The 21490-nt window shown below is 63.0% G+C and carries 16 protein-coding genes; 7 read left to right on the top strand and 9 right to left on the bottom strand.

The features are described 5' to 3' along the window. The first annotated feature begins 75 nt into the window (after positions 1-75). Positions 76-1626, top strand: coding sequence for a fumarate hydratase (locus AC1DU8_RS07210; protein WP_477665742.1), 1551 nt, complete (start codon positions 76-78; stop codon positions 1624-1626). Continuing rightward, positions 1623-2426, top strand: a complete 804-nt coding sequence (gene murI / locus AC1DU8_RS07205; RefSeq protein ID WP_477689360.1) for a glutamate racemase — start codon at positions 1623-1625, stop codon at positions 2424-2426. Before AC1DU8_RS07210 ends, murI begins: the two co-directional genes overlap by 4 nt. Before the next feature lie 79 nt (positions 2427-2505). Here murI and AC1DU8_RS07200 read toward each other — a convergent pair whose 3' ends face one another. Continuing rightward, positions 2506-3501, bottom strand: coding sequence for a Bug family tripartite tricarboxylate transporter substrate binding protein (locus AC1DU8_RS07200; RefSeq protein ID WP_477689359.1), 996 nt, complete (start codon positions 3499-3501; stop codon positions 2506-2508). Between the two features lie 287 nt (positions 3502-3788). Next, positions 3789-4694, bottom strand: coding sequence for a LysR substrate-binding domain-containing protein (locus AC1DU8_RS07195; protein ID WP_457280316.1), 906 nt, complete (start codon positions 4692-4694; stop codon positions 3789-3791). A 131-nt stretch (positions 4695-4825) separates the two neighbouring features. On the opposite strand from AC1DU8_RS07195, the gene AC1DU8_RS07190 reads away from it, so the two are divergent. The 5 genes from AC1DU8_RS07190 (at position 4826) to AC1DU8_RS07170 (ending at position 10498) form a co-directional block, all read left to right on the top strand. After that, entirely contained in the window at positions 4826-5413 is a 588-nt protein-coding gene (locus tag AC1DU8_RS07190) for a cysteine dioxygenase family protein (RefSeq protein ID WP_457280315.1), read from the top strand. A gap of 58 nt (positions 5414-5471) precedes the next feature. Further along, positions 5472-7064: a rhodanese-like domain-containing protein gene (locus AC1DU8_RS07185; protein ID WP_477689358.1), complete on the top strand. Its 1593-nt coding sequence runs from the start codon at positions 5472-5474 to the stop codon at positions 7062-7064. Between the two features lie 67 nt (positions 7065-7131). After that, positions 7132-8127: a Bug family tripartite tricarboxylate transporter substrate binding protein gene (locus tag AC1DU8_RS07180; RefSeq protein WP_477689357.1), complete on the top strand. Its 996-nt coding sequence runs from the start codon at positions 7132-7134 to the stop codon at positions 8125-8127. 26 nt (positions 8128-8153) lie between these two features. Continuing rightward, a complete protein-coding gene (metC, locus tag AC1DU8_RS07175) occupies positions 8154-9359 on the top strand; it encodes a cystathionine beta-lyase (protein WP_477726590.1) in 1206 nt (401 codons plus the stop codon). A gap of 122 nt (positions 9360-9481) precedes the next feature. After that, positions 9482-10498: a YeiH family protein gene (locus AC1DU8_RS07170; RefSeq protein ID WP_477726589.1), complete on the top strand. Its 1017-nt coding sequence runs from the start codon at positions 9482-9484 to the stop codon at positions 10496-10498. 66 nt (positions 10499-10564) lie between these two features. On the opposite strand, the gene oppF is transcribed toward AC1DU8_RS07170, so the two are convergent. The 7 genes from oppF to AC1DU8_RS07135 form a co-directional block, all read right to left on the bottom strand. Continuing rightward, complete coding sequence (gene oppF, locus AC1DU8_RS07165; protein WP_457280310.1) at positions 10565-11551, bottom strand: murein tripeptide/oligopeptide ABC transporter ATP binding protein OppF; 987 nt, start codon at positions 11549-11551, stop codon at positions 10565-10567. Further along, on the bottom strand, positions 11544-12548 hold the full coding sequence (locus AC1DU8_RS07160; RefSeq protein WP_477665741.1) for an oligopeptide/dipeptide ABC transporter ATP-binding protein: 1005 nt from the start codon (positions 12546-12548) through the stop codon (positions 11544-11546). Before AC1DU8_RS07160 ends, oppF begins: the two co-directional genes overlap by 8 nt. An 8-nt stretch (positions 12549-12556) precedes the next feature. Beyond that, positions 12557-13480, bottom strand: a complete 924-nt coding sequence (locus AC1DU8_RS07155) for an ABC transporter permease subunit (RefSeq protein WP_457280308.1) — start codon at positions 13478-13480, stop codon at positions 12557-12559. Between the two features lie 12 nt (positions 13481-13492). Further along, the gene (oppB, locus tag AC1DU8_RS07150; RefSeq protein WP_477701940.1) at positions 13493-14413 is read right to left on the bottom strand and encodes an oligopeptide ABC transporter permease OppB; all 921 of its coding nucleotides are present in this window, start codon (positions 14411-14413) and stop codon (positions 13493-13495) included. Between the two features lie 165 nt (positions 14414-14578). Then, positions 14579-16201, bottom strand: a complete 1623-nt coding sequence (locus AC1DU8_RS07145; RefSeq protein ID WP_477726588.1) for a peptide ABC transporter substrate-binding protein — start codon at positions 16199-16201, stop codon at positions 14579-14581. A gap of 611 nt (positions 16202-16812) precedes the next feature. Then, positions 16813-18318, bottom strand: a complete 1506-nt coding sequence (locus AC1DU8_RS07140) for an efflux transporter outer membrane subunit (RefSeq protein ID WP_457280305.1) — start codon at positions 18316-18318, stop codon at positions 16813-16815. Beyond that, entirely contained in the window at positions 18311-21490 is a 3180-nt protein-coding gene (locus AC1DU8_RS07135; protein ID WP_457280304.1) for an efflux RND transporter permease subunit, read from the bottom strand. Before AC1DU8_RS07135 ends, AC1DU8_RS07140 begins: the two co-directional genes overlap by 8 nt.

Raw genomic sequence — 21490 nt, 5'->3', positions numbered from 1 at the left:
GTTGCCCGCCAAGGGCGGATAATTGCGGGGTTTGCCCGAAATTTCCCCGAAACGCCCTCATAACGACGACCCACCATGACCACGATCAAGCAAGCCGACCTCATCGAATCCGTAGCCGCTGCCCTGCAGTACATCAGCTACTACCACCCCACCGACTACATCGCCCACCTGGCGCGAGCCTATGAGCGCGAGCAAAGCCCGGCCGCCAGGGATGCGATTGCACAGATCCTCACCAACAGCAAGATGAGCGCGACCGGCCAGCGCCCGATCTGCCAGGACACCGGCATCGTCAACGTGTTCCTTAAAGTCGGCATGGACGTTCGCTGGGAAGGCTTTACCGGCAGCCTGGACGACGCCATCAACGAAGGCGTGCGGCGCGGCTACAACCACCCTGACAACACCCTGCGCGCCTCGGTGGTGGCCGACCCGCAGTTCGACCGCAAGAACACCAAGGACAACACACCGGCCGTGATCTTCACCGAGCTGGTGCCCGGCAACAAGATCGACGTGACCGTGGCGGCCAAAGGCGGCGGCAGCGAAAACAAAAGCAAGATGGTCATGCTCAACCCCGGCGATTCGGTGGTCGACTGGGTGCTCAAAACCGTGCCCACCATGGGCGCCGGCTGGTGCCCGCCCGGCATGCTGGGCATCGGCATTGGCGGCACCGCCGAAAAAGCCGTGCTGATGGCCAAGGAAAGCCTGATGGACGACCTGGACATGTATGAGCTGCAAGCCAAATCGTCTTCGGGCGCCAAGATGACCAAGACCGAAGAGCTGCGCCTTGAACTGTTTGAGAAGGTCAACGCGCTGGGCATAGGCGCGCAGGGCCTGGGCGGCCTGACCACCGTGCTGGACATCAAGATCAAGATGTACCCGACGCACGCCGCCAGCAAGCCCGTCGCGATGATTCCCAACTGCGCTGCCACACGCCACGCGCACTTCGTGATGGACGGCAGCGGCCCGGTCTATCTGGACCCGCCTTCACTGGACCTCTGGCCCAACGTGAACTGGACGCCCGACTACAAGAAGAGCAAGAAGGTCGATCTCAATACGCTGACCAAAGAAGAAGTTGCCAGCTGGAAGCCCGGCCAGACCCTGCTGCTCAACGGCAAGATGCTAACCGGCCGTGACGCAGCGCACAAGCGTATCCAGGACATGCTGGGCAAGGGCGAAAAGCTGCCGGTTGATTTCACCAACCGCGTCATCTATTACGTCGGCCCGGTTGATCCGGTGCGTGATGAAGCCGTAGGACCTGCCGGCCCGACCACCGCCACCCGCATGGACGGTTTCACTGAAATGATGCTGGCTGAGACCGGCCTGATCTCGATGATCGGCAAGTCCGAGCGCGGCCCGGTTGCCATCGAAGCCATCAAGAAGCACAAGAGCGCTTACCTGATGGCCGTCGGCGGCGCCGCCTACCTGGTCAGCAAGGCCATCAAGACAGCCAAGGTCGTGGGCTTTGCCGACCTGGGCATGGAAGCGATCTATGAGTTCGACGTGGTTGACATGCCGGTGACCGTGGCGGTGGATGCGGGCGGCACCAGCGCGCACATCACCGGCCCAGCCGAGTGGCAAAAGAAAATCGCCACCGGCGAGTTCAAAAACATTCCCGTCGCAGCCGCGTGAGCGAAGGCCATGCCGGCGCCGACCGGCCGGTCGGCGTGTTCGACAGCGGCGTGGGCGGCCTTAGCGTCTTCAAGGCGTTGCGGGCCCAATTGCCCGCAGAGTCCTTCGTCTACCTGGCCGACGCGGGCTTCGCGCCTTATGGCGAGCGCGGCGACGCTTTTGTCATTGAGCGCACGCGCGCCGTCGTGCGCAAATTGCGCGAAGAGCATGCGATTAAGGCACTGGTAATCGCGTGCAATACCGCGACGGCGGCCGCCGTTCACCTCGTACGAACCGAGCACCCGGACTTGCCGCTGGTCGGCGTCGAGCCGGCACTCAAACCGGCCGTCGCGTTGAGCAGGACAGGCCGCATCGGCGTCATGGCGACGCGCGGCACGGTGGCAAGCGCCAAGCTGCGCGCCCTGCACGATTCGCTGAAAGGCCAGGCCGAGTTCATCCTGCAGCCGTGCGACGGGCTGGCCGATGCGATCCAGAACCATGATGTTGCGCAGATCAGTGCTTTATGCCGTGGATACACGCAAGCGATCGGCCCCTTCGGCGGCCAAGCCGGGCAGGTCGATACTCTGGTGCTGGGCTGCACGCATTACGCCTTCGCGTGGGACACACTGCAGAAAATGGTGGGCACCGACGTCCGCCTGATCGAGACCGGCGAGCCGGTCGCGCGGCAGACCCGCCGTTTGCTCGAAGCCGCCGGGCAGTTGCGGCAAGGCGACGCACCCGGCCACATCACTTTGCTGACAACGGGTCTGCAGGAGTCGCTGAACGCAGCCGCACGACGCTGGCTGGGCCTGCAGCTATAGCACCACAGCGCCGGCTGGACTCGCCGGCGCTGGTACTCATCGACTCAGTGATGAGCCGAATCCGTTGAAGCAACTGAAGTTATTGCGGCTTCAGTCCCACGTTACGCGCCAGGGTGCGCCAGCGCTCCGACTCCGCCCGAAGGAATCCACGCAACTGGTCGCGTGAAGTACCTTTCATTTCCACGCCCAAAGCAGACATACGTTCCACCACCTTGAAATCCGACATCGCACTCAGGAGTTCGAGGCGAAGCCGCTCGGTGACTTCAAGCGGCGTGGTCGCTGGCGCAACAAGCGCCCACCACTGCGCCACATCCATGTTCTTCAAGCCGAGCTCAGTCATCGTCGGCAAGGAGCGCAGGATGGGGACGTCCGAACGCTTGCGGCCCGTCACCGCCAGCGCCTTGACCTTTCCGGCGGCCATGAGACTGGAGCCGGTCGCCAGCGTGGCGAAGTAAGAGGACACCTGGCCGGCAGCCAGGTCAACCATCGCCGGCGCGCCGCCGCGGTAAGGCACCATGTTGAACTTGATTTTGGTCTCTTGGGAAAACAGCTCGCCCACCAGGTGGCTGATAGACCCTGTGCCGCTGTTCGCCATGGCAGGAGGCCCGCCCTTGGCGGTCGAAGAAGTTTTCAGGAAAGTCTTGAAGTCGCTGTTTTCGGGACCCATGCCGGTAAACAGCACCATGGGCGATGTACCCACCAGCGTGATCGGCGTGAAGTCGCGCAGCATGTCGTAAGGCAGGTTGGCAACAACTGCGGGCGCGTACACGTGCGACAACTCCACGATCGCCAGCGTATAGCCATCGGGTGCCGACTTGGCAGCCTGGTCAATTCCGACGTGGCCCGCGCCACCCGGCTTGTTGTCGACGATCACGGGTTGCTTCAGCCCTTCGCTCAGCCGCTGTGCCAGCACGCGGGTAATGGCATCGGTGCTACCGCCCGTTGCCCAGGGAACGATGATCTTGATGGGCTTGTCGGGGTAGGCAGCCCATGCGGGCGCAGCGCCAAGCGCCAGGGTGGCTGCGGAACCAGCAAGCAGCGTGCGCCGCTTGATGGGGAATGTTGAAACTGACATGAGCTCTCCTTGCATTGATCGGATACGCGAGACAACCCCACCTCCTCGTGGGCATCGTCAGCGTCCGGCGAGCGTACACCGCGGATGACGCATGCACCGTGTTACCACGCAGATACAACCGCTACATGTGGCTCGCGTCCAACGTTTTTCGCGCGTTTATTTTTTGTGATCTCGCGACACCGAAAATTCACACGCGATTATTTTTAGCAAAGTAATTAAAAAGTCTGCAGTGCATCGTGGATACGTTTTCCGCCGGAATTCTGGCCGTTTATTTTTCCCGACGCTGCTTAAATTTCCCGATCAGCACGCGCGGCAGGGATAGCCGGGTCCGCCGCGCTGCGAATCAAACCGAGGTTGGATTTCAGCATCTCGAACACCTTGCGTGTCACCGGGTTAATGACATTCTTTCGAACGAACAGGTAGTAATCAAGCTCAGGCAAGCGCGGCAGTCCATCGTTTTCGCCCAGCACGCGCAGGTCGCTGCCCGCCATCTCGATGCCGCGCGCAGTCACGCCCAAACCCGCACGCAGTGCAGCCTTGATGCCGATCAGGCTGGAAGCGGTATAGCTCGGCGACCAGGGAATTCCGGCAGCGTCCAGCGCCTCGCGTGCCAGCCTGTGAAATACGCTGGGGCCCTCCACCAGGATCAGCGGCACCGGCTTGGCGCGGTCATGTACGTAGCTGGCTGAGCACAACCATACCGTGGGTGAGGTACGCAGCACCACGCCGTCGAGTGCCGGGTCGTTGCGGTTGGAGATAGTCATGTCGATCTCGCCGCGCTTGAGAGATTCCATCAGGAAAGGGCTGCGCCCCACATGGATGTCTAGCTGCAACAGCGGCGAAGCACGCGCCACCTGTGCCAGCAGCGTCGGCAGCATGGTGTCGGCCACGTCGTGCGGCGCGCCTATGCGCAGTACACCCTCCAGGTTGCCTTGCTGCAGGCTGCGCAAGGCATCGTCATTGATGGCCAGCAGGTGGCGCGCATAACCGAGCAGCTTTAACCCATGCGGCGTCAGGCGCTTCTGGCGCCCATGCTTTTCAAACAGCGGGTGGCCGATCTGGTCTTCCAGCCGCTGCATTTGCTGCGTCACCGCCGACTGTGTTTTGCCCAGCTGCACGGCGGCGCTGGCAAAGCTGTCCTGCTCGTCGATGGCCACCAGCGCTCGCAGCAATTCCAGATCAAGGGTTTTCATTTCCAGGCGTTTTGCAAATATCTACTTATTACAAATGCTAATGTATTTATCTCTATTTCTGAGTTGTTTCAGAAATACGAGTTGACTATATTAGGCCAAGTAAACCCAAAACCTCACTCAGGAAGATGCCCATGACCGCAGCAGCCGAGCGCAACCAGGTAGTTGGCGCCGCCATTCAAAACATTAAGATTATTGTTGGGAGCGGCGAAGCAAATCGCCAGTCGCTGGCCAAAGTGCTCGCGGTCCTGAACCAGCTGGCCGGCCAGAAGGAGCTGTGGAACGCTACGGATTTCGCTGCGCCCGAAAGCCCCGAACTGCAGGCGCGCTACCTGATCGCTGAAGACGCCGACCAGAGCTTCGCGCTTTACCTCAACGTGATGCGTCCCGGCAAACGCATCGTGCCGCACAACCATACGACCTGGGCCTGCATCAGTGCCGTGGAAGGCTCCGAGATCAACCGCGTGTACGAACGCCAGGACGATGGCTCAGTGCCGGGCAAGGCGCAGCTCAAAGAGGTCAACTCCGTCGTGGTCGAGCCCGGCACGGGCATCGCCCTGATGCCCGAAGACATCCATTCGGTGGAGATTCCGGCCGGCCAGGTGATACGCCACTTGCACATGTATGGCCGCGCGCTTGAAACGCTGAACACGCGCACCGGCTACGACCTGGAAAAAGGTACGTACGAAACCATGGGCATCGGCGTGCAGACGCGCCGCTGAACACCCGCGCGCCCTTACCCCCTTCCCTGAATTTCCGAACCTACACGCCCCCTATCCCATGACACGTTTTGTAGACGCGGCCACGCTGAAAGCCTGGCTGCACGACGGCGCGGAAATCGCCCTGTTTGATGTGCGCGAGCACGGCCAGTACGGCCAGTCGCATTTGTTTTACGGCATCCCTCTGCCCTACAGCCGGCTTGAGCTGGACGCACCGCGCCTGGCGCCGCGCCGCAGTGTGCGGCTGGTGGTGTATGACGACGACGGCAGCGGCGCAGCGCCTTTGGCCGCGCGCCGCTTCAGTGCACTCGGCTACAGCGATGTGCAGGTGCTGCAGGGCGGCACAGCCGGCTGGCAAGTCGCTGGCTTCCCGTTGTTTGCCGGCGTCAACGTGCCGTCCAAAACTTTCGGCGAACTGGCCGAGCAGGTCTATCACACGCCCCGCGTCAGTGCGACTGAACTTGCAGCCATGCTGGAGCGGCAAGACGACGTGGTGGTGCTCGACGGTCGGCCGTTTTCGGAGTTCCGCAAGATGAACATCCCGACGGCGATCAGTTGCCCGAACGGCGAGCTGGCCCTGCGCATCCGCGACCTGGTCCCCAGCGAAAGCACGCACATCGTGATCAACTGCGCAGGCCGCACGCGCAGTATCATCGGCGCGCAAACGCTGATCAACCTCGGCTTGCGCAACCCCGTATCGGCGCTGGAAAACGGTACCCAGGGCTGGTACCTGGCAGACTTCAAACTCGAGCACGGCGGCACGCGCCGCTACAAGGACTCGGCCCAGCCCACAGAGCCCGCGGGCATGCGCGCGGCAGCCCAGGCGCTGGCAAAGCGTTTCGATGTCCCTGTCGTCAACGCACAGACTGTACGCGGCTGGGCCGGCGACGCGCAGCGCACGCTCTTTTTGTGCGATGTCCGCAGCCCCGAAGAATTTGCACGCGGCAGCCTGCCCGGCGCGCAGCACACGCCGGGCGGCCAGCTGATCCAGGCCACCGACCAGTATGTGGGCGTGCGCCAGGCGCGGCTGGTGCTGTTTGATACGGACGGCATACGCGCGCTGACGGTCGCCAGCTGGCTGCGCCAGCTGGGCCACGACGCCAGCGTGCTGGACCAGGGCCTGGCCAGTGGCCTGGCGCTGCCCGCCACGGCGCCCGTGGCCCTGCCCGCGCTGCCCGCCACCACCGCGCAGGCCCTGTCGGCCGGGCTGGCCGATGGCACCGTGGTCGCCATCGACCTGCGTCCCAGCATGCAGTTTCGCCAAAACCATATCGCGGGTACACGCTGGTCCATCCGCCCACGCCTGGCACAGGCGCTGGCCGGTGAACACCGCCCGGTGGTGCTGGTTGCCGACGAGCCCGCTGCGGCCGCCTGCGCGGCCGTTGACCTCCAGGCGTTGGGCCTGAAAGCCAGCCTGCTCGAAGGCGGCCTCGACGCCTGGCGCGCCGCCGGCTTTGCGCTGCAGGCCACTGACAACATTCCGGCCGACAGCGACTGCATCGACTACCTGTTCTTCGTGCATGACCGGCACGACGGCAACAAGGAAGCTGCCCGCCAGTACCTGGCCTGGGAAGTGAACCTGATCGGGCAGCTCGACGCGCTGGAACTGAAGGCATTCCAGTTGCCTGATGCCGGGGCCACCCACCCCGCGTAATACCGATTTGGCCCCGCGCCGCCTCATTTTTTTTTCATCTTTTGCCCCAATTCATTCAGGAACCCCCATGCTTGCCAAACTGAAATTCACCGCAGCCTCACTGTGCTGCGCCCTGCTCGCCGTGCACGGCGGCGCCTCAGCCCAACCCATGCCGCAGGTCGGCGGCTTCCCGAACCAGGCCATCAAGTTTGTGTCGCCGTTCCCGGCCGGCGGCGGCAATGACGCCACGACGCGCTTCGTGACGAGCCGACTGTCCGACATCACCGGACAGAGCGCCATCGTCGACAACCGCGGCGGCGCCGGCGGCAACATAGGCGCCAAGGCCGTGGCCGACGCCAAGCCAGACGGCTACACCGTGCTCACGGGCCAGGTCTCGTTGATGGCCGTCAATCCCTCGCTGTATGCCTCGCCGGGTTTTGACCCGCTGAAAAACTTCCTGCCCATCACCCAGATCAATGCCGCACCGCTGGTGCTGGTAGTGGCCAGCAACTCGCCCCTGAAAAGTTTTGCCGACCTCGCCGCGCAGACCAAAGTCCCAGGCGGTCGAGTTACCTATGCCACGCCCGGCAATGGCACACTCTCGCACCTCGTCGGCGTGGTTCTGGAAAAAGACAGCGCCATCAGCATGACCCACGTGCCCTACAAGGGCGCGGCGCCGGCCATCACCGACCTGCTGGGCGGCCAGGTGGACGTGCTCATCACTTCCACCGCCTCGGTGTCCAGTTTCATCCAGAACGGCAAGATGCGCGCCCTGGCCGTCACCAGCCCGCGCCGCATCGGCGTGTTCACCAAGGTACCGACGCTGGAAGAGCTGGGCTACAAGAACACGACCTTTGAAGACTGGTACGGTTTTTTCGCACCGGCGGGCACGCCACCCGAACGCGTGGCTTACCTGCACGACAGCATCGTGCGCTCGCTCAAGTCGCCGGAAGTCAGCAAGCTGATCACCGACGGCGGCAGCGAAGTGGTGGGCAACACGTCGGCGGCTTTTGCCGCGCAGCTCAAGGCGGACATTGCCCGCTGGTCGCGCGTCGTCAAGCTCTCGGGCGCCAAGCTAGACTGACCCCGGATTCATCAAACCGCCCCGACATGAGCAAAAAAACACCACCGGCCACCGCACCCAGTGCGTCACCCCTGACCCGCCTGGTCCACGCCGGCAAGCAGCCGGCCTATGACGGAGGCCGGCCGGTCAACCCGGCCGTGGTGCGCGCCAGCACCGTGCTGTTTGACAACACAGCGCACCAGCGCGAGATGCGCCTGCGCCGCGGCGATGAGCGCGTGTTCACCTACGGGGCGCGCGGCAACCCGACCAACTACGCACTGGAAGACATGGTCAGCGAGCTGGAAGGCGCCTGGCGCACCCGGCTCTTTCCCACAGGCCTGGCCGCCATCGCGATGACGCTGTTGTCCTACCTCAAGCCCGGTGACCACCTGCTGATGTCGGACAGCGTCTACGAACCGGCGCGCAAGCTGGTGGAGTCCTTCCTCACGCCCTACAACATCCGCTGCACTTTCTTCGCGGCTGATGGCAGCGACGTGGAAGAAAAAATCGAGGCCGGCACGCGCATGATTTATGCCGAATGCCCGGGTTCGCTGGTGTATGAAATGTGCGACCTGCCGCGCCTGGCCGGCATCGCCCGTGCACGCGGCCTGCTGCTGGTGGCCGACAACACCTGGGGCTCCGGCTACCAGTACCGGCCGCTGGCGCTGGGCGCCGACGTGTCCATCATGGCGGCCACCAAATACCTGTCGGGCCACTCCGACGTGATGATGGGCACCGTAGCCACCACGCAAGCCGCCTGGCAGGCGCTGAACGAACGCAGCGATGCCTTCGGCATGACGGTAAGCCCCGACGATGCCTACCTGGTGCTGCGCGGCACACGCAGCATGGCCGCGCGCCTGGCCCTGCATGAACGCGGTGCCCTGAAGGTGGCTGCCTGGCTGCAAACACGCAGTGAAGTGGCGACCGTGTTCTGCCCGGCCCTGCCCGGCCATCCAGGCCACGCCATCTGGCAACGCGACTGCAAGGGCACCAACGGCCTGTTGTCCTTCGAGCTTCAGCCCGCCTTCGACCAGACCGCCGCCGAGCGGCTGATCGACGGCCTTCGGCTGTTCGGCCTGGGCGCTTCGTGGGGCGGCTATGAAAGCCTGGTCACGCTGACCAACATGCGCGGTGCCCGCAGCGTGACCGACTGGTCGGGCCACGGCCAGATCGTGCGCTTGCACATCGGGCTGGAAGACCCGGTCGACCTGGTGAGCGACTTGCAGCAGGGGTTTGCCGCATTGGCGGCCTGAGGGTTTTACCTCTGCGCCCTTGCCCTTCGCATCACCCCCAGCCCCTTTCCTCTCCCCCATTCGATTTCATCCGCCCTCTGCGGCGGCCCTTGCCTGCCTTTTTCCTTCCGGTTTGCATCACCATGCCCAGCAACGCATACCTTTGGCTCCAACGCACCCGCAGCCTCTGGCCGGGCATCGCCTCGCCGCTGCTCATCATGCTGGCCGCTACCTTTGTCTCTGAACATTACGGCGGCCCACAACTGCTGTACGCCCTGCTGTTCGGTCTGGCCTTTCACTTCCTGCACCAGGACGAACGCTGCCGACCCGGCATTGAGTTCTGCGCCAAAACCCTGCTGCGCATCGGTGTGGCCCTGCTGGGGGCGCGCATCACGCTGGCGCAAATCGGCCAGCTCGGCATCGGTCCGCTGGCCACTGCCCTGCTGGGCGTTGCCAGCACCATTGCACTGGGCGCCTGGCTGGCGCGGCGCCTGGGCCTTGCCACCGACTTCGGCCTGCTCTGCGGTGCAGCCGTGTCCATCTGCGGCGCGTCGGCGGCACTGGCGGTTGCGGCCGTCATGCCGAAAACCGAGGAGAACGAGCGCCACACGCTGCTCACCGTGGTCGGCGTAACAGGCTTGTCAACGCTGGCAATGGTGGTCTACCCCTTGCTGGTCAAGGTGCTGGGCCTGGACGAAACCAGCGCCGGCATCTTTCTGGGCGGCACGATCCACGACGTGGCACAAGTGGTAGGTGCAGGCCTGATGATTTCCCATGATGCCGGCGATGTGGCGGTGATCGTCAAGCTGTTCCGTGTCACGCTGCTGGTGCCGGTGGTAGCGGTGCTTGCCTATTACTGGCGGCGCCAGATCAGCACACCAGGCAATGCCGGCCGGCGTGCACCTTTGCTGCCTTTTTTTCTGGTGGGGTTCATGGCGCTGGTACTGCTGAATAGCGCGGGCGTGGTCACACAGCAGCTCACAAACGCGCTGGGCCATGTCTCCCGGATCTGCCTGGTGATCGCCATTTCGGCGCTGGGCATTAAAACCTCGTTCGAGGAACTGGTGCGGCTGGGCTGGCGGCCCATGGCGTTGATGCTGGTAGAAACCGTGTGGCTCGCCGCGGTGTTCGCCGCCTACCTCTGCGTTCTTCGGGCCTGAACCAGATCGCTATAGTTTTGATAGCTGCTCGCGCCCGCCCTGATTAAGCCGCAGCCATAAAATCCCTCAAGCCAGCAGGCAAGCCGCTTCAGTCTGGTCGTCCAGGCGGCGAAGCTCGGGCACCTCTTCGGCGCAACGCGCGATGGCCTGCGGGCAGCGCGTTCGAAACACGCATCCCGAGGGCGGCGACATGGGCGACGGCAGGTCGCCTTGCAGCAACTGAATCACCTTCTTTCGCTCCAGCGCCGGATCGGGAATCGGGATCGCCGAGAGCAACGCCTGCGTGTAGGGATGGCGCGGCGCGGCATACAACGCTTTCTTTTTCGCCACTTCCATTTCATGCCCCAGGTACATCACCAGGATGCGGTCGCTGATGTGTTTGACAACCGCCAGGTCATGCGCGATGAAGATCAGCGCCAGGCCCATGGACTTTTGCAGGGCCTTGAGCAGGTTGATGATCTGCGCCTGGATCGAGACATCCAGCGCCGACACCGGCTCGTCGCAGATGATGAGCTTGGGCTCCAGGATCAGCGCCCGGGCGATGCCGATGCGCTGGCACTGGCCGCCTGAAAATTCATGCGGGTAGCGGTTGATCTGCTGCGGCATCAGGCCGACGCGGCTCATCATGGTTTTAACGCGCTGCATCACTTCGGCCTCGGGCATGCGCGGCCGATGCGTGCGCAAAGGTTCGGCAATGATTTGCGCGATGGTCATGCGCGGGTCCAGCGAAGCCAGCGGGTCCTGGAAGATCATCTGGATGTCTGACCTGACGCCCAGCCAGGCCCGGGGGGAGGCGCCGGTCATTTCCTGCCCCATCCACACAATGTTGCCGGCGGTGGCAGGAATCAGGTTCAGCACGGCACGCGCCAAGGTGGATTTTCCGCAGCCCGACTCACCCACCACGCCCAGCGTTTCGCCCGCATGGATGTCGAAGGAAATGCCGTCCACGGCCTTCAGGGTGCGGGCGGGCGACCAGGGCCAGGCGCCGCTTTTGATCCTGAAGTGCACTTTCAGGTCGCGCACCGACAAAATGGGTTGAGATGCATCACGCATGGACGGCTCCCTTGGCCGCAAGTTCAGACACAGCCTCGCTGGATTTGTGGCAAGCCCTCAGCACCGCCGGGTTGTGCGTGGCCGGCAGCAACGCGGGCATCACGTCACGGCATTGGTCACTGGCCAGCGTACAGCGTTCGCTGAACGGGCAGCCCTTGGGAAGCCGCGCCATGTTGGGCGGTGCACCGGGGATGGCCACAAGCGCTTCCTCATCCGCGTCCAGGCGCGGTATGGCGCCCAGAAGGCCCACGGTATACGGATGGGAGGCACCATAAAAAATGCTGTCGGCACTGCCCTGCTCCATCACCCGCCCACCGTACAGCACCATGACTTCATCGCACAGACCGGCCACCACGCCCAGGTCGTGCGTGATCATGACAATTGCGGTGCCAAAGTCGCGCTGCAGGTCGCGCAGCAAGGCGATGATCTGCGCCTGCACCGTCACGTCCAGCGCCGTGGTGGGCTCGTCGGCGATCAGCACTTCGGGCTCACAGAGCAAGGCCATGGCGATCATCACGCGCTGGCGCATGCCGCCCGAAAATTCGTGCGGGTACATGGTGATACGGCGGGCAGCTTCCGGGATCTTGACCGCATCGAGCAGTTGCACCGACCTGGCGCGGGCGGACTTCCGGTCCAGGCCCTTGTGGAACTGCAGCACTTCAGTCATCTGCCGCTCTACCGTCAGGTAAGGGTTCAGCGAAGTCATCGGGTCCTGGAAGATCATCGCGACGCGGTTGCCGCGTATCTTGTTGAGCTCGGCCGGCTTCATGGCCAGCAGATCCTGGCCCTTGTACAAGGCCTGGCCGGTGGCTTTGCCATTGCCCGCGAGCAACCCCATCATGGCCAGCACGCTCTGGCTTTTGCCGGAACCGCTCTCGCCGACGATGCCCAGGGTCTGGCCGCGCTCCAGCGAAAAGTTGATGCCGTTGACGGCGTAGATCAGCCCGTCCTGGGTCTGGAACTGAACCCCGAGGTTATTGACTTCAATCAGGCTCATGGTGCGGCTCAGCGGTCTTTGGGGTCGAGCGCATCACGCAGGCCGTCCCCGATGTAATTGAAGCAGTACAGCGTCAGCGAGAGCATCCCCGCCGGAAACAGCAGCATCCAGGGCGAGACCTCCATGACGGATGCACCGTCGTGGATCAGCACGCCCCAGCTTGTCATGGGCTCCTGGATGCCCAGCCCCAGGAATGACAGCACGGACTCGACCAGGATCACGGCCGGCACGGTGACCGTGGTGTAGATCGCGACGATGCCCAGAAGATTGGGAACAATGTGCTGGAAGATGATGCGCCGCGTGGGCACGCCCAGCGCACGGGCCGCTTCAATGAACTCCTTGGAGCGCAGCGACAGCGTCTGGCCGCGCACCACGCGTGCCATGTTCATCCAGGAGAACACCGTGATGGTGATCACCACCAGGTAAAAAGCCCGCCCCAATATGGTCACCATCAGGATGGCGATCAACAGGTAAGGCACGGCATACATCATGTCGACGACGCGCATCATGAAGGCATCTACCCTGCCGCCTATGAAGCCCGCCGTCGCACCCCACACAATGCCCAGCGTCACGGCCGACAGCGTCGCCAGGAAACCCACCAGCAGCGAGACGCGGCCGCCCACCAGGCTGCGCACCAGCAGGTCGCGGCCCGACTCGTCGGTACCGAAAAAATGCGCATTCTTGAGCGTGGGCGGCAGGCTCATCGCGTCCCAGTCGGCCGCATCGAAGGCATGCGGCAGCAACCAGGGCCCGACGATGCAGCAAAGCGTGATGAATGCCAGCAGGTACAGGCTGAACACCGCGGCCTTGTTGCGCATGAAGCGCACGCGCGCATCTGCCCAGGGGCTGCGGCCGTGGATCTCGGCGTCGGCCAGCGTCTGGCCGACAGCCGCAGCGAGCTGGTCTTGTCTGGTTTTTTGTTCGAACAACATGCAGGCCTCTGCTCAGTACCGGATCTTCGGGTCGAGCAAGGCGTAGGCCAGGTCCACCAGCAGGTTCAGCGTGACGGCAATCACGGTCACCAGTACAACGAGGCCCAGTACCAGGGTGTAGTCGCGGTTGGCGGCGCCATTGACGATCAGCTTGCCGATGCCCGGCAGGGAGAACACCGACTCGGTCACGATAGCCGACGTGATCGATGAGATCGCCAGGGGGCCCATGACAGACACCACCGGCAGCAGCGCGGGCTTAAGGGCGTGGCGCAGGATGACGACGCGCATGGGCAGGCCCTTGGCGCGCGCGGTGCGGATGAAGTTGCTGTGCAACACCTCAATCAGGCTGCCGCGCATGACGCGCGCGATGGTGGCCACGTTGATGAAAATCAGCAGCAGCATGGGCAGGATCATGAAACGCGGGGCGAAATCATTCCAGCCCCCGGCCGGCGCCCACTTCAGCCAGACGGCGAACACCAGAATCAGGACTGGGCCGATCACAAACGAGGGAAACACATGCCCGGCGTTGCCGAGCAGCATCACGAGGTAGTCGACCGCGCTGTTCTGGCGCACGGCGGCCACCGTGCCCAGGAACACACCCAGAAAGAAGGAGATGACGATGGCACCCCCACCTATCGCCGCGGACACCGGCAGCGCGTTGGCCACCAGTTCATTGACAGACCAGTCGGCATAACGGAACGAAGCGCCCAGGTCGCCGTGCAGCAGGCTGTTGAGGTAATACAGGTATTGTTGCCACAGTGGCAGATCGAGGTGGTACTTGGCCTGCAGGTTGGCCAGCACCGCAGCGGACACCTTGCGTTCGTCGTCGAAAGGCCCGCCGGGCGTGCCGTGCAGCAGGAGATAGCAGACGGTGACGACGGCCAGCAAGGTGGGAATCGTCGCCAGGATGCGCCTGAAGGTGTAGGACCACATGGGGAATATCTCCGGGCTAGGTCTATGTCAGTGTGAGCGCCTGAGCGCGTCGGCCAGGCACAGCTTAGCCCTGAAAGACCTGCGAGGCATCAGAAAAAACATTGAAAGGCGGTGAAAAGCAGATCAAGGACAGGCAGGCACACAGGGCACCTGCCCGGACGGACATCAATGCTTGACGATGTACAGGTCCTTGCCGCGGTAGCGGTCCAGCGCGTTGGTGGTCGAGTAGCCACCCACATAAGGCTTGACCAGCCGCGGTACGGTGTATTGCAGCAAAGGGATGATGGGATAGTCTTCCATGATCATCTTTGCGGCTTGCGTCAGCAGCACCTTGCGCTTGGCCGGGTCCATCGACTGGTTGCCTTCGTCGATCAGCGCGGAGGCCTTGCGGTTGCAGCTGTTGTGGTAGTTCTGGTCAGAATCGCACTGCACCAGCGTGAGCCAGGTGGTGGCGTCGTTGTAGTCGGCGATCCAGCCGTTGCGGGCGATCTGGTAATCCTTGTCGGTGCGCTTTTTGATGAGCACCTTGAACTCCATCGCTTCGAGTTCAACGTCCAGGCCCAGCTTGGTTTTCCACTCCGAGGCCGCGAAGATGGCCATTTTCTTGTGATAGTCGCTGGTGTTGTAGGAGAACTTCAGCTTGGTGCCGGCCGGAAGGTTGGCCTCCTTCAGCAGCTTTTTGGCTTCGGCGATGCGCTTGTCGGCGGGCCATTTGGCCCAATCGTAAGAGGTGACGTCGGCGCCCGAGGTGCCTTTGACGATCACGCCGTAAGCAGGGGTCTGGCCGTCGGCCGTCACGCGCTGCGCGAGGATGTCGCGGTCCAGCGCCATCGACAGCGCCTTGCGCACACGGATGTCCTTGAGTGCCGGGTCTGCATTGTTGAGCGAGTAATAGCGCAGGCCCAGCATGTCGGTGTTGCGGATTTCCTTGGGGTATTGCGCCTTGTACTTGTCGAAGGTGCCGGGCGGGAGCTGGTAGACCCAGTCGTTCTCGCCCGACTCATAGAGCTTCACATCGGCATTGCCGTCTTCGACAGAGAGATAGGTGAGTTTGGTGAGCTGGACATTCTTCGCGTCCCAGTACGACGGGTTCTTGACCAGGATGATCTTGCTGTTGACCTGCCAGTCTTTCAGCGAGAAGGCGCCGTTGTTCACCATGTTGGCGGGCCGGGTCCAGTCTTTGCCGAATTTCTCGATCGTGGCTTTATGCAAGGGCGCGAGCTGGGGATTGGAGACGACCTCGGGCAGAAAACCGACCGGGAAAGGCGTCTTGATCTCCAGGGTATAGGGATCGATGGCCTTGACGCCGAGTTCGGTGACGGGCTTCTTGCCTTCAATGATTTCTTTGGCATTGAGCAGGAAGACGCCGTAGGTGGAAGCGTATTTGGAGGCGGTCGCCGGATCGACGAAGCGGCGCATGCTGTAGATGAAATCTTCAGCCGTCACCGGGTCGCCGTTGGACCATTTGGCGTTCTTGCGCAGCTTGAAGACCCAGGTCAGAGGGTCGACCTGCTTCCAGCTCTCCGCTACGGCAGGGACGATCTTGCCGTTTTGGTCGGCAGCAGCCAGCCCTTCGAACATGTCGCGGATCACGTTGTTGGCCGGAACGCCCGTCGCCAGTGCCGCATCCAGGGTTTCAGGCTCGGAGCCATTGTTGCGGACCAGCTCCTGCGTCTCGTGCAGCTTCACGCCCGCGGGCACCGTGGCCGCAACCGCCAGGCCAGCCAGGCCGGCCAAGGCCAGCAGCACGGCGCTTGTCAGCGCCTTCATCGTCCAGTTTGAGTTCATGCCTGTTGCACTCCCGAATAGAAAATTGGCGGGCTTGTGGCCCGCCATGGTTGATGGAACGGGGCCCTCTCGTGAGAGGAGCCCCCGTTTGCCTGTCAGTCGGCGCGAATATACCGCCGCGCCAGACGCGGCCCCGTAGGGAGTAACCCTTCAGCAATTAACGTGCCTTCACGAAGCCATGGGTGGCGCGGAAGTCAGGGGGATACATAGGGAACACTTGCTCACAATTGAACGAGCGAGGCGACAGGATGCGGCAGCCACCGGGCACGGGCAGGTACCGCGATTCAAGCCGTGCATCGCGGCACGGCTGGAGCCACTGCCTGGCTCAAGCCTTCACGCAATTCCGGCGGCGAAGCGGCGGCGCCTTCTGACGCCATGGCGAGTGTCCGCAGGGTTGCTATTGTTTTGATAGCTGCTTGCGCCCATGATGATTGGCTTGCAGGCACAAGTCACCTGAATTTTGGGTACCGGAAGAAAATCGGCTGTCCTGCTTTTTGTGAGAATTCATACAAAAATAGCTGCCAGCCCAATAACCATGGGCGCAAGCAGCTATCAATTTTGTAACACGGGTGTCCGGTCCCTGCGGACACCCTCAGGCGCCGCGCACCCGCTCAGCGGCTGAGCTGGGTGGACGCCTTCAGGCTCAAGGCTTCCTCAGGCGGCTCTTTCCAGCCGCCACCCAGGGTCTTGTACAGCGTGACCTGGCTTTGCAGCTGGGCCAGCCGGGTTTGCACCACCGCCTGACGTGCGGCGAACAGCGAACGCTGCGCATCGAGCTGGTCCAGGTAGCTGGCCACACCGTTCTGGTAGCGCAGATCAGCCAGCTTGAAACGCGTCGCCTCGGCATTGGCCTGCGCCTGCTGGGCACGCAGTTGCTCGCCCAGGGTGTCGCGGCCCGCCAGCGCATCGGCGACTTCACGGAAAGCTGTCTGGATGGACTTTTCGTACTGGGCGATGGCAATGTCACGCCCGGCGTTGGCCGAATCCAGCCCGGCACGGTTACGGCCTGCATCAAAAAGCGGAAGGATCAGCTGCGGCGCCAGCGTCCAGCCGTAGGATCCGCTCTTGAACAGGCCCGACAGGTGCGAGCTGGCGCTGCCGGCAGAAGCCGTGAGCGAGATGCGCGGGAAAAAAGCCGCACGGGCAGCGCCGATGTCGGCGTTGGCAGACAGCAGCTGTTGCTCAGCCTGGCGGATGTCAGGGCGGCGTTCCAGCAAATCAGACGGCAACCCCGCCGGCACGTCCACCATCATGGGTGCGTCGGCCAGACCTTTGCCGGCAGGCAAGGCCACCGCCAGGTCACCGCTGAGCGGCTGGCCGATCAGCAGGGTCAGGGCGTTCTGGTCCAGCGCACGCTGGCGCACCAGTTGGGCCAGCGATGCACGGGCGGCTTCGGTCAATGACTCGGCCTGGCGGAAATCCAGCTCGGAAGCAACGCCGTTGTCAAAGCGCAGCTTGCTGAGCTTGAAGGACTCTTCCCGTGTAGCCAGCGTCTGCTGCGTGATGGCCAGCAGTTCTTCGTCGGCCAGCAGGCTGAGGTAGGTGTTGGCCACCGACGCAATCAGGCTGATCTGTGCCGTCTTGCGACCTTCTTCCGTAGCCAGGTACTGCGCCAATGCCGCTTCCTTCAGGCTGGAGACCCGGCCGAAAAAGTCGAGCTCATAGGACGGCATCAACAAACCGCCGGTGTAGGAGCTCGTGATGCTGCCGTTACCGTTGGCATTGGGCTGGCGCGAACCGGTGATGCCGGCATTGATCGTGGGGAACTGGTCGGCACGCTGGATCCGGTACTGGGCCCTGGCTTGCTCAATATTGAGCACGGCAATGCGCAGGTCGCGGTTGTTGCGCAGCGAGGCCTCGATCAGCTGCCGCAGTTTGGGGTCGCTGAAAAAAGCCTGCCACTCGATGTCGGCCGCAGCGACAGTCGGAGCCGGTGCGGTAGCAGCAGGCTGCGCCTTCGCGGAACCGGTGGTGAAACCGGAAACAGCCGGCCACTGGTCTGCAACAGGCGCAGCCGGGCGCTCATACTTCGGGATCATCGAGCAGCCGGCCAGCAGTGCCGCAGCACCAACCGCCAAAAGCTGCGGAAACCTGGGTTTCATGCTGGATTTATTCATGGGCTTTACCCTCACTTCCTTCTTCTCCGGTGATGCCTGCTGCTTTGGCATGCTCCGAATACATCCTGTTTTGCCGCTCGCTGCCCTTGAAGAGGCCGCGCACGACCACAAAGAACACCGGAACGAAAATCACCGCCAGGATCGTGCCGGTGATCATGCCGCCGATCACGCCGGTGCCGATGGCGCGCTGGCTCGCGGAGCCGGCGCCGGAAGCCAGTACCAGCGGCAGCACGCCCAGGCCGAAGGCCAGCGACGTCATGACGATGGGACGGAACCGTAGATGCGCGGCGGCCAGCGCCGACTCGATGACACCTTTACCCTGCGCCTGCAGGTCCTTGGCGAACTCGATGATCAGAATCGCGTTCTTCGCCGACAGGCCGATGATGGTGATCAGCCCCACCTGGAAGTACACGTCATTCGAATAACTGCGCAGCAGCGTTGCCAGCAACACACCGATCACGCCTAGCGGCACCACCAGGATCACCGCGAGCGGAATGCTCCAGCTTTCGTACAGGGCGGCAAGGCACAGGAACACCGCGAGGATGGCAAAGCCGTAGAGCAGCATGGCCTGCGCGCCTGCGAGTTTTTCCTCGCGCGACTGGCCCGTCCATTCGAAACCGAAGCCCTGCGGCAGTTGCGCTGCGAGTTTTTCCATCTCGGCCATCGCTGCGCCCGAGCTGTAGCCTGGCGCAGCGCTGCCGCTGATACGCACGGCCGGGTAGCCGTTGTAACGCACCGTTTGCATGGCACCCTTGATCCACCGCGTGCTGGCAAACGACGACAACGGAACCGGCAGGCCGCGGCTGTTGATGGCGTTGAGCCGGAGCAGGTCGTCGGGCTGCATGCGCGAAGGCGCGTCGGCCTGGACCACCACGCGCTGCAGGCGTCCCTGGTTGGGGAAGTCGTTCACATAGCTGGAACCCAGCGAGGTGGACAGGACCGCGTTGATCGCGTCAAACGGCACGCCCAGCGCATTGGCTTTGTCGCGGTCAATGTCGAGCTGCAGCTGCGGCGCATCTTCCAGGCCATCGGGCCGTACTTGTGTGAGCACCGGACTCTTGGCAACCATGCCCAAAAGCTGGTTGCGTGCGTTGATAAGCGCATCATGTCCCGCACCGCCGCGGTCCTGCAGGCGGAAGCTGAAGCCCGAGGCCGTGCCCAGTTCGGGAATGGGTGGGGGGCTGAGCGGAAAGATGAAGGCATCACGCACACCCATGAGGGCGCCGAAAGCCCGTCCTGCTATCGCTGAGGCCGAATGCGCTTCGCCGTCGCGCTCGTTCCAGTCCTTGAGCGTCACGAACGCCAGCGCGGCATTCTGGCCCTGGCCGGAAAAGCTGAAGCCAAGCACGCCGACCATGCTTTCGACTTCCGGCTGCTTGAGCATGAAACCCTCGACTTTTTCCATCACCGAAAGCGTGCGCTCGTAAGTTGCGCCCGGCGGCAACTGCACGTTCACCAGCAGGTTGCCCTGGTCTTCATTGGGCAGGAAGGATGTGGGCAAACGCAGGTATACCACCGCCACAGCGGCAATGATGGCCACATAGATCACCAGGTAACGTGCGGCGCGTTTGAGAATACGCGCGACCATGCTTTCATAGCTTTTTGCGGTGCGCGAGAACCCCCGGTTGAACCAGCCGAAAAAACCCTTTTTCTCGTGATGGTGCCCAGCCTCAACCGGCTTGAGCAGCGTGGCGCAAAGTGCCGGCGTGAGGGACAGGGCCAGGAAGGCGGAAAAGCCGATGGACGAAACCATCACGGCGGAGAACTGGCGGTAGATGTTGCCGGTCGAGCCCGCGAAAAATGCCAAAGGCACAAACACGGAAATCAGCACCACGGTGACGCCAATGATGGCGCCCGAAATCTGGCCCATCGCCTTGCGGGTGGCCTCCAGCGGCGGCAAGCCCTCTTCGGTCATGATGCGTTCGACGTTTTCGACGACCACGATCGCATCGTCAACGACGATACCGATCACCAGCACCATGCCGAACATGGTCAGCACGTTGATGGAGAAACCGAGCGCCAGCAAGGTGGCAAAAGTACCCAGCAGTGCAATCGGCACCACGATGGTCGGGATGATGGTGTAGCGCCAGTTCTGCAGGAACAGGAACATGACCAGGAACACCAGGGCTACGGCCTCGAACAATGTTTCAGCAACCTGGGAGATCGAAATCTTGACGAAGCGCGAGCTGTCGTAGGGGATGCTCCACTTCATGCCTTGCGGAAAATAGCGCTCGAGCTCGGTCATCTTGGTTCGAACGGCCTTGGCAGCGGCAAGCGCGTTGCCGCTGGGTGCCAGCTGAACACCGATACCGATCGCCGTCTTGCCGTTCAGGCGAGCCGACGTGGCATACGTCTGGCCACCCAGTTCGATGCGGGCCACGTCTTTAAGGCGCACCGACGACCCGTCGGTATTGGCGCGAAGGACAATGTTGCCGAACTGCTCGACATTGGCAAGCTGGCCGGTGACTACCACGGTGGCAGCAATGCCTTGTCCCGCCACATTGGGGCGGTCGCCGATACTGCCGGCCGACACCTGGGCGTTTTGCGCGCGGATGGCGTTGTTAACGTCATTTGCCGACAGGCTGAAGCCCGTGAGCTTGGCCGGATCCAGCCAGATGCGCATGGCGCGCTCACTGCCGAAGAGCTGGGCCTGGCCGATTCCTTTGACACGCTGGATCTCGGGCACGATGTTGCGCGAAGCGTAATCACCGAGCGCGACGGGGTCGTGCGCGGGATTGTCGGACGACAGCATGATGAACAGCAGGAAGTTGGAGCGTGATTTGTCGACGCGAACGCCTTGCTGCGTGACCGCGGCGGGCAGCCGCGGTGAGGCGCGCGACAGGCGGTTCTGCACATCCACCTGCGCGAGATCGGGATTGGTGCCGGGCTCGAAGCTCAGCGTGATGCTGCCGGAGCCGTCGGCCTGCGCCACCGACTCCATGTAGATCAGGCCGGGTGAACCGTTCATCTCTCGCTCGATCACCGACAGCACGCTGTCTTCGAGCGTCTGGGCAGAAGCGCCGGGATAGGCGGTGTTGACGACAATCGAAGGCGGCGCGACCGGCGGGTACTGGGCTATCGGCAGCTGCGTGATCGCCACGCCGCCAACCACCAGGATGAACAGTGCGATCACCCAGGCAAAGATCGGCCGATCAATAAAAAACTTGGCCAT

This window comes from Polaromonas sp. P3_A5 (assembly GCF_056403055.1).
This window is presented reverse-complemented; position numbering and strand designations above follow the sequence as displayed.

Coding starts and splice junctions, on each gene's coding strand:
- AC1DU8_RS07210 (WP_477665742.1), top strand. CDS start 76: ATGACCACGATCAAGCAAGCCGACCTCATCGAATCCGTAGCCGCTGCC.
- AC1DU8_RS07200 (WP_477689359.1), bottom strand. CDS start 3,501: ATGTCAGTTTCAACATTCCCCATCAAGCGGCGCACGCTGCTTGCTGGT.
- AC1DU8_RS07195 (WP_457280316.1), bottom strand. CDS start 4,694: ATGAAAACCCTTGATCTGGAATTGCTGCGAGCGCTGGTGGCCATCGAC.
- AC1DU8_RS07190 (WP_457280315.1), top strand. CDS start 4,826: ATGACCGCAGCAGCCGAGCGCAACCAGGTAGTTGGCGCCGCCATTCAA.
- AC1DU8_RS07185 (WP_477689358.1), top strand. CDS start 5,472: ATGACACGTTTTGTAGACGCGGCCACGCTGAAAGCCTGGCTGCACGAC.
- AC1DU8_RS07180 (WP_477689357.1), top strand. CDS start 7,132: ATGCTTGCCAAACTGAAATTCACCGCAGCCTCACTGTGCTGCGCCCTG.
- metC (WP_477726590.1), top strand. CDS start 8,154: ATGAGCAAAAAAACACCACCGGCCACCGCACCCAGTGCGTCACCCCTG.
- AC1DU8_RS07170 (WP_477726589.1), top strand. CDS start 9,482: ATGCCCAGCAACGCATACCTTTGGCTCCAACGCACCCGCAGCCTCTGG.
- oppF (WP_457280310.1), bottom strand. CDS start 11,551: ATGCGTGATGCATCTCAACCCATTTTGTCGGTGCGCGACCTGAAAGTG.
- AC1DU8_RS07160 (WP_477665741.1), bottom strand. CDS start 12,548: ATGAGCCTGATTGAAGTCAATAACCTCGGGGTTCAGTTCCAGACCCAG.
- AC1DU8_RS07155 (WP_457280308.1), bottom strand. CDS start 13,480: ATGTTGTTCGAACAAAAAACCAGACAAGACCAGCTCGCTGCGGCTGTC.
- oppB (WP_477701940.1), bottom strand. CDS start 14,413: ATGTGGTCCTACACCTTCAGGCGCATCCTGGCGACGATTCCCACCTTG.
- AC1DU8_RS07145 (WP_477726588.1), bottom strand. CDS start 16,201: ATGAACTCAAACTGGACGATGAAGGCGCTGACAAGCGCCGTGCTGCTG.
- AC1DU8_RS07140 (WP_457280305.1), bottom strand. CDS start 18,318: ATGAATAAATCCAGCATGAAACCCAGGTTTCCGCAGCTTTTGGCGGTT.
- AC1DU8_RS07135 (WP_457280304.1), bottom strand. CDS start 21,490: ATGGCCAAGTTTTTTATTGATCGGCCGATCTTTGCCTGGGTGATCGCA.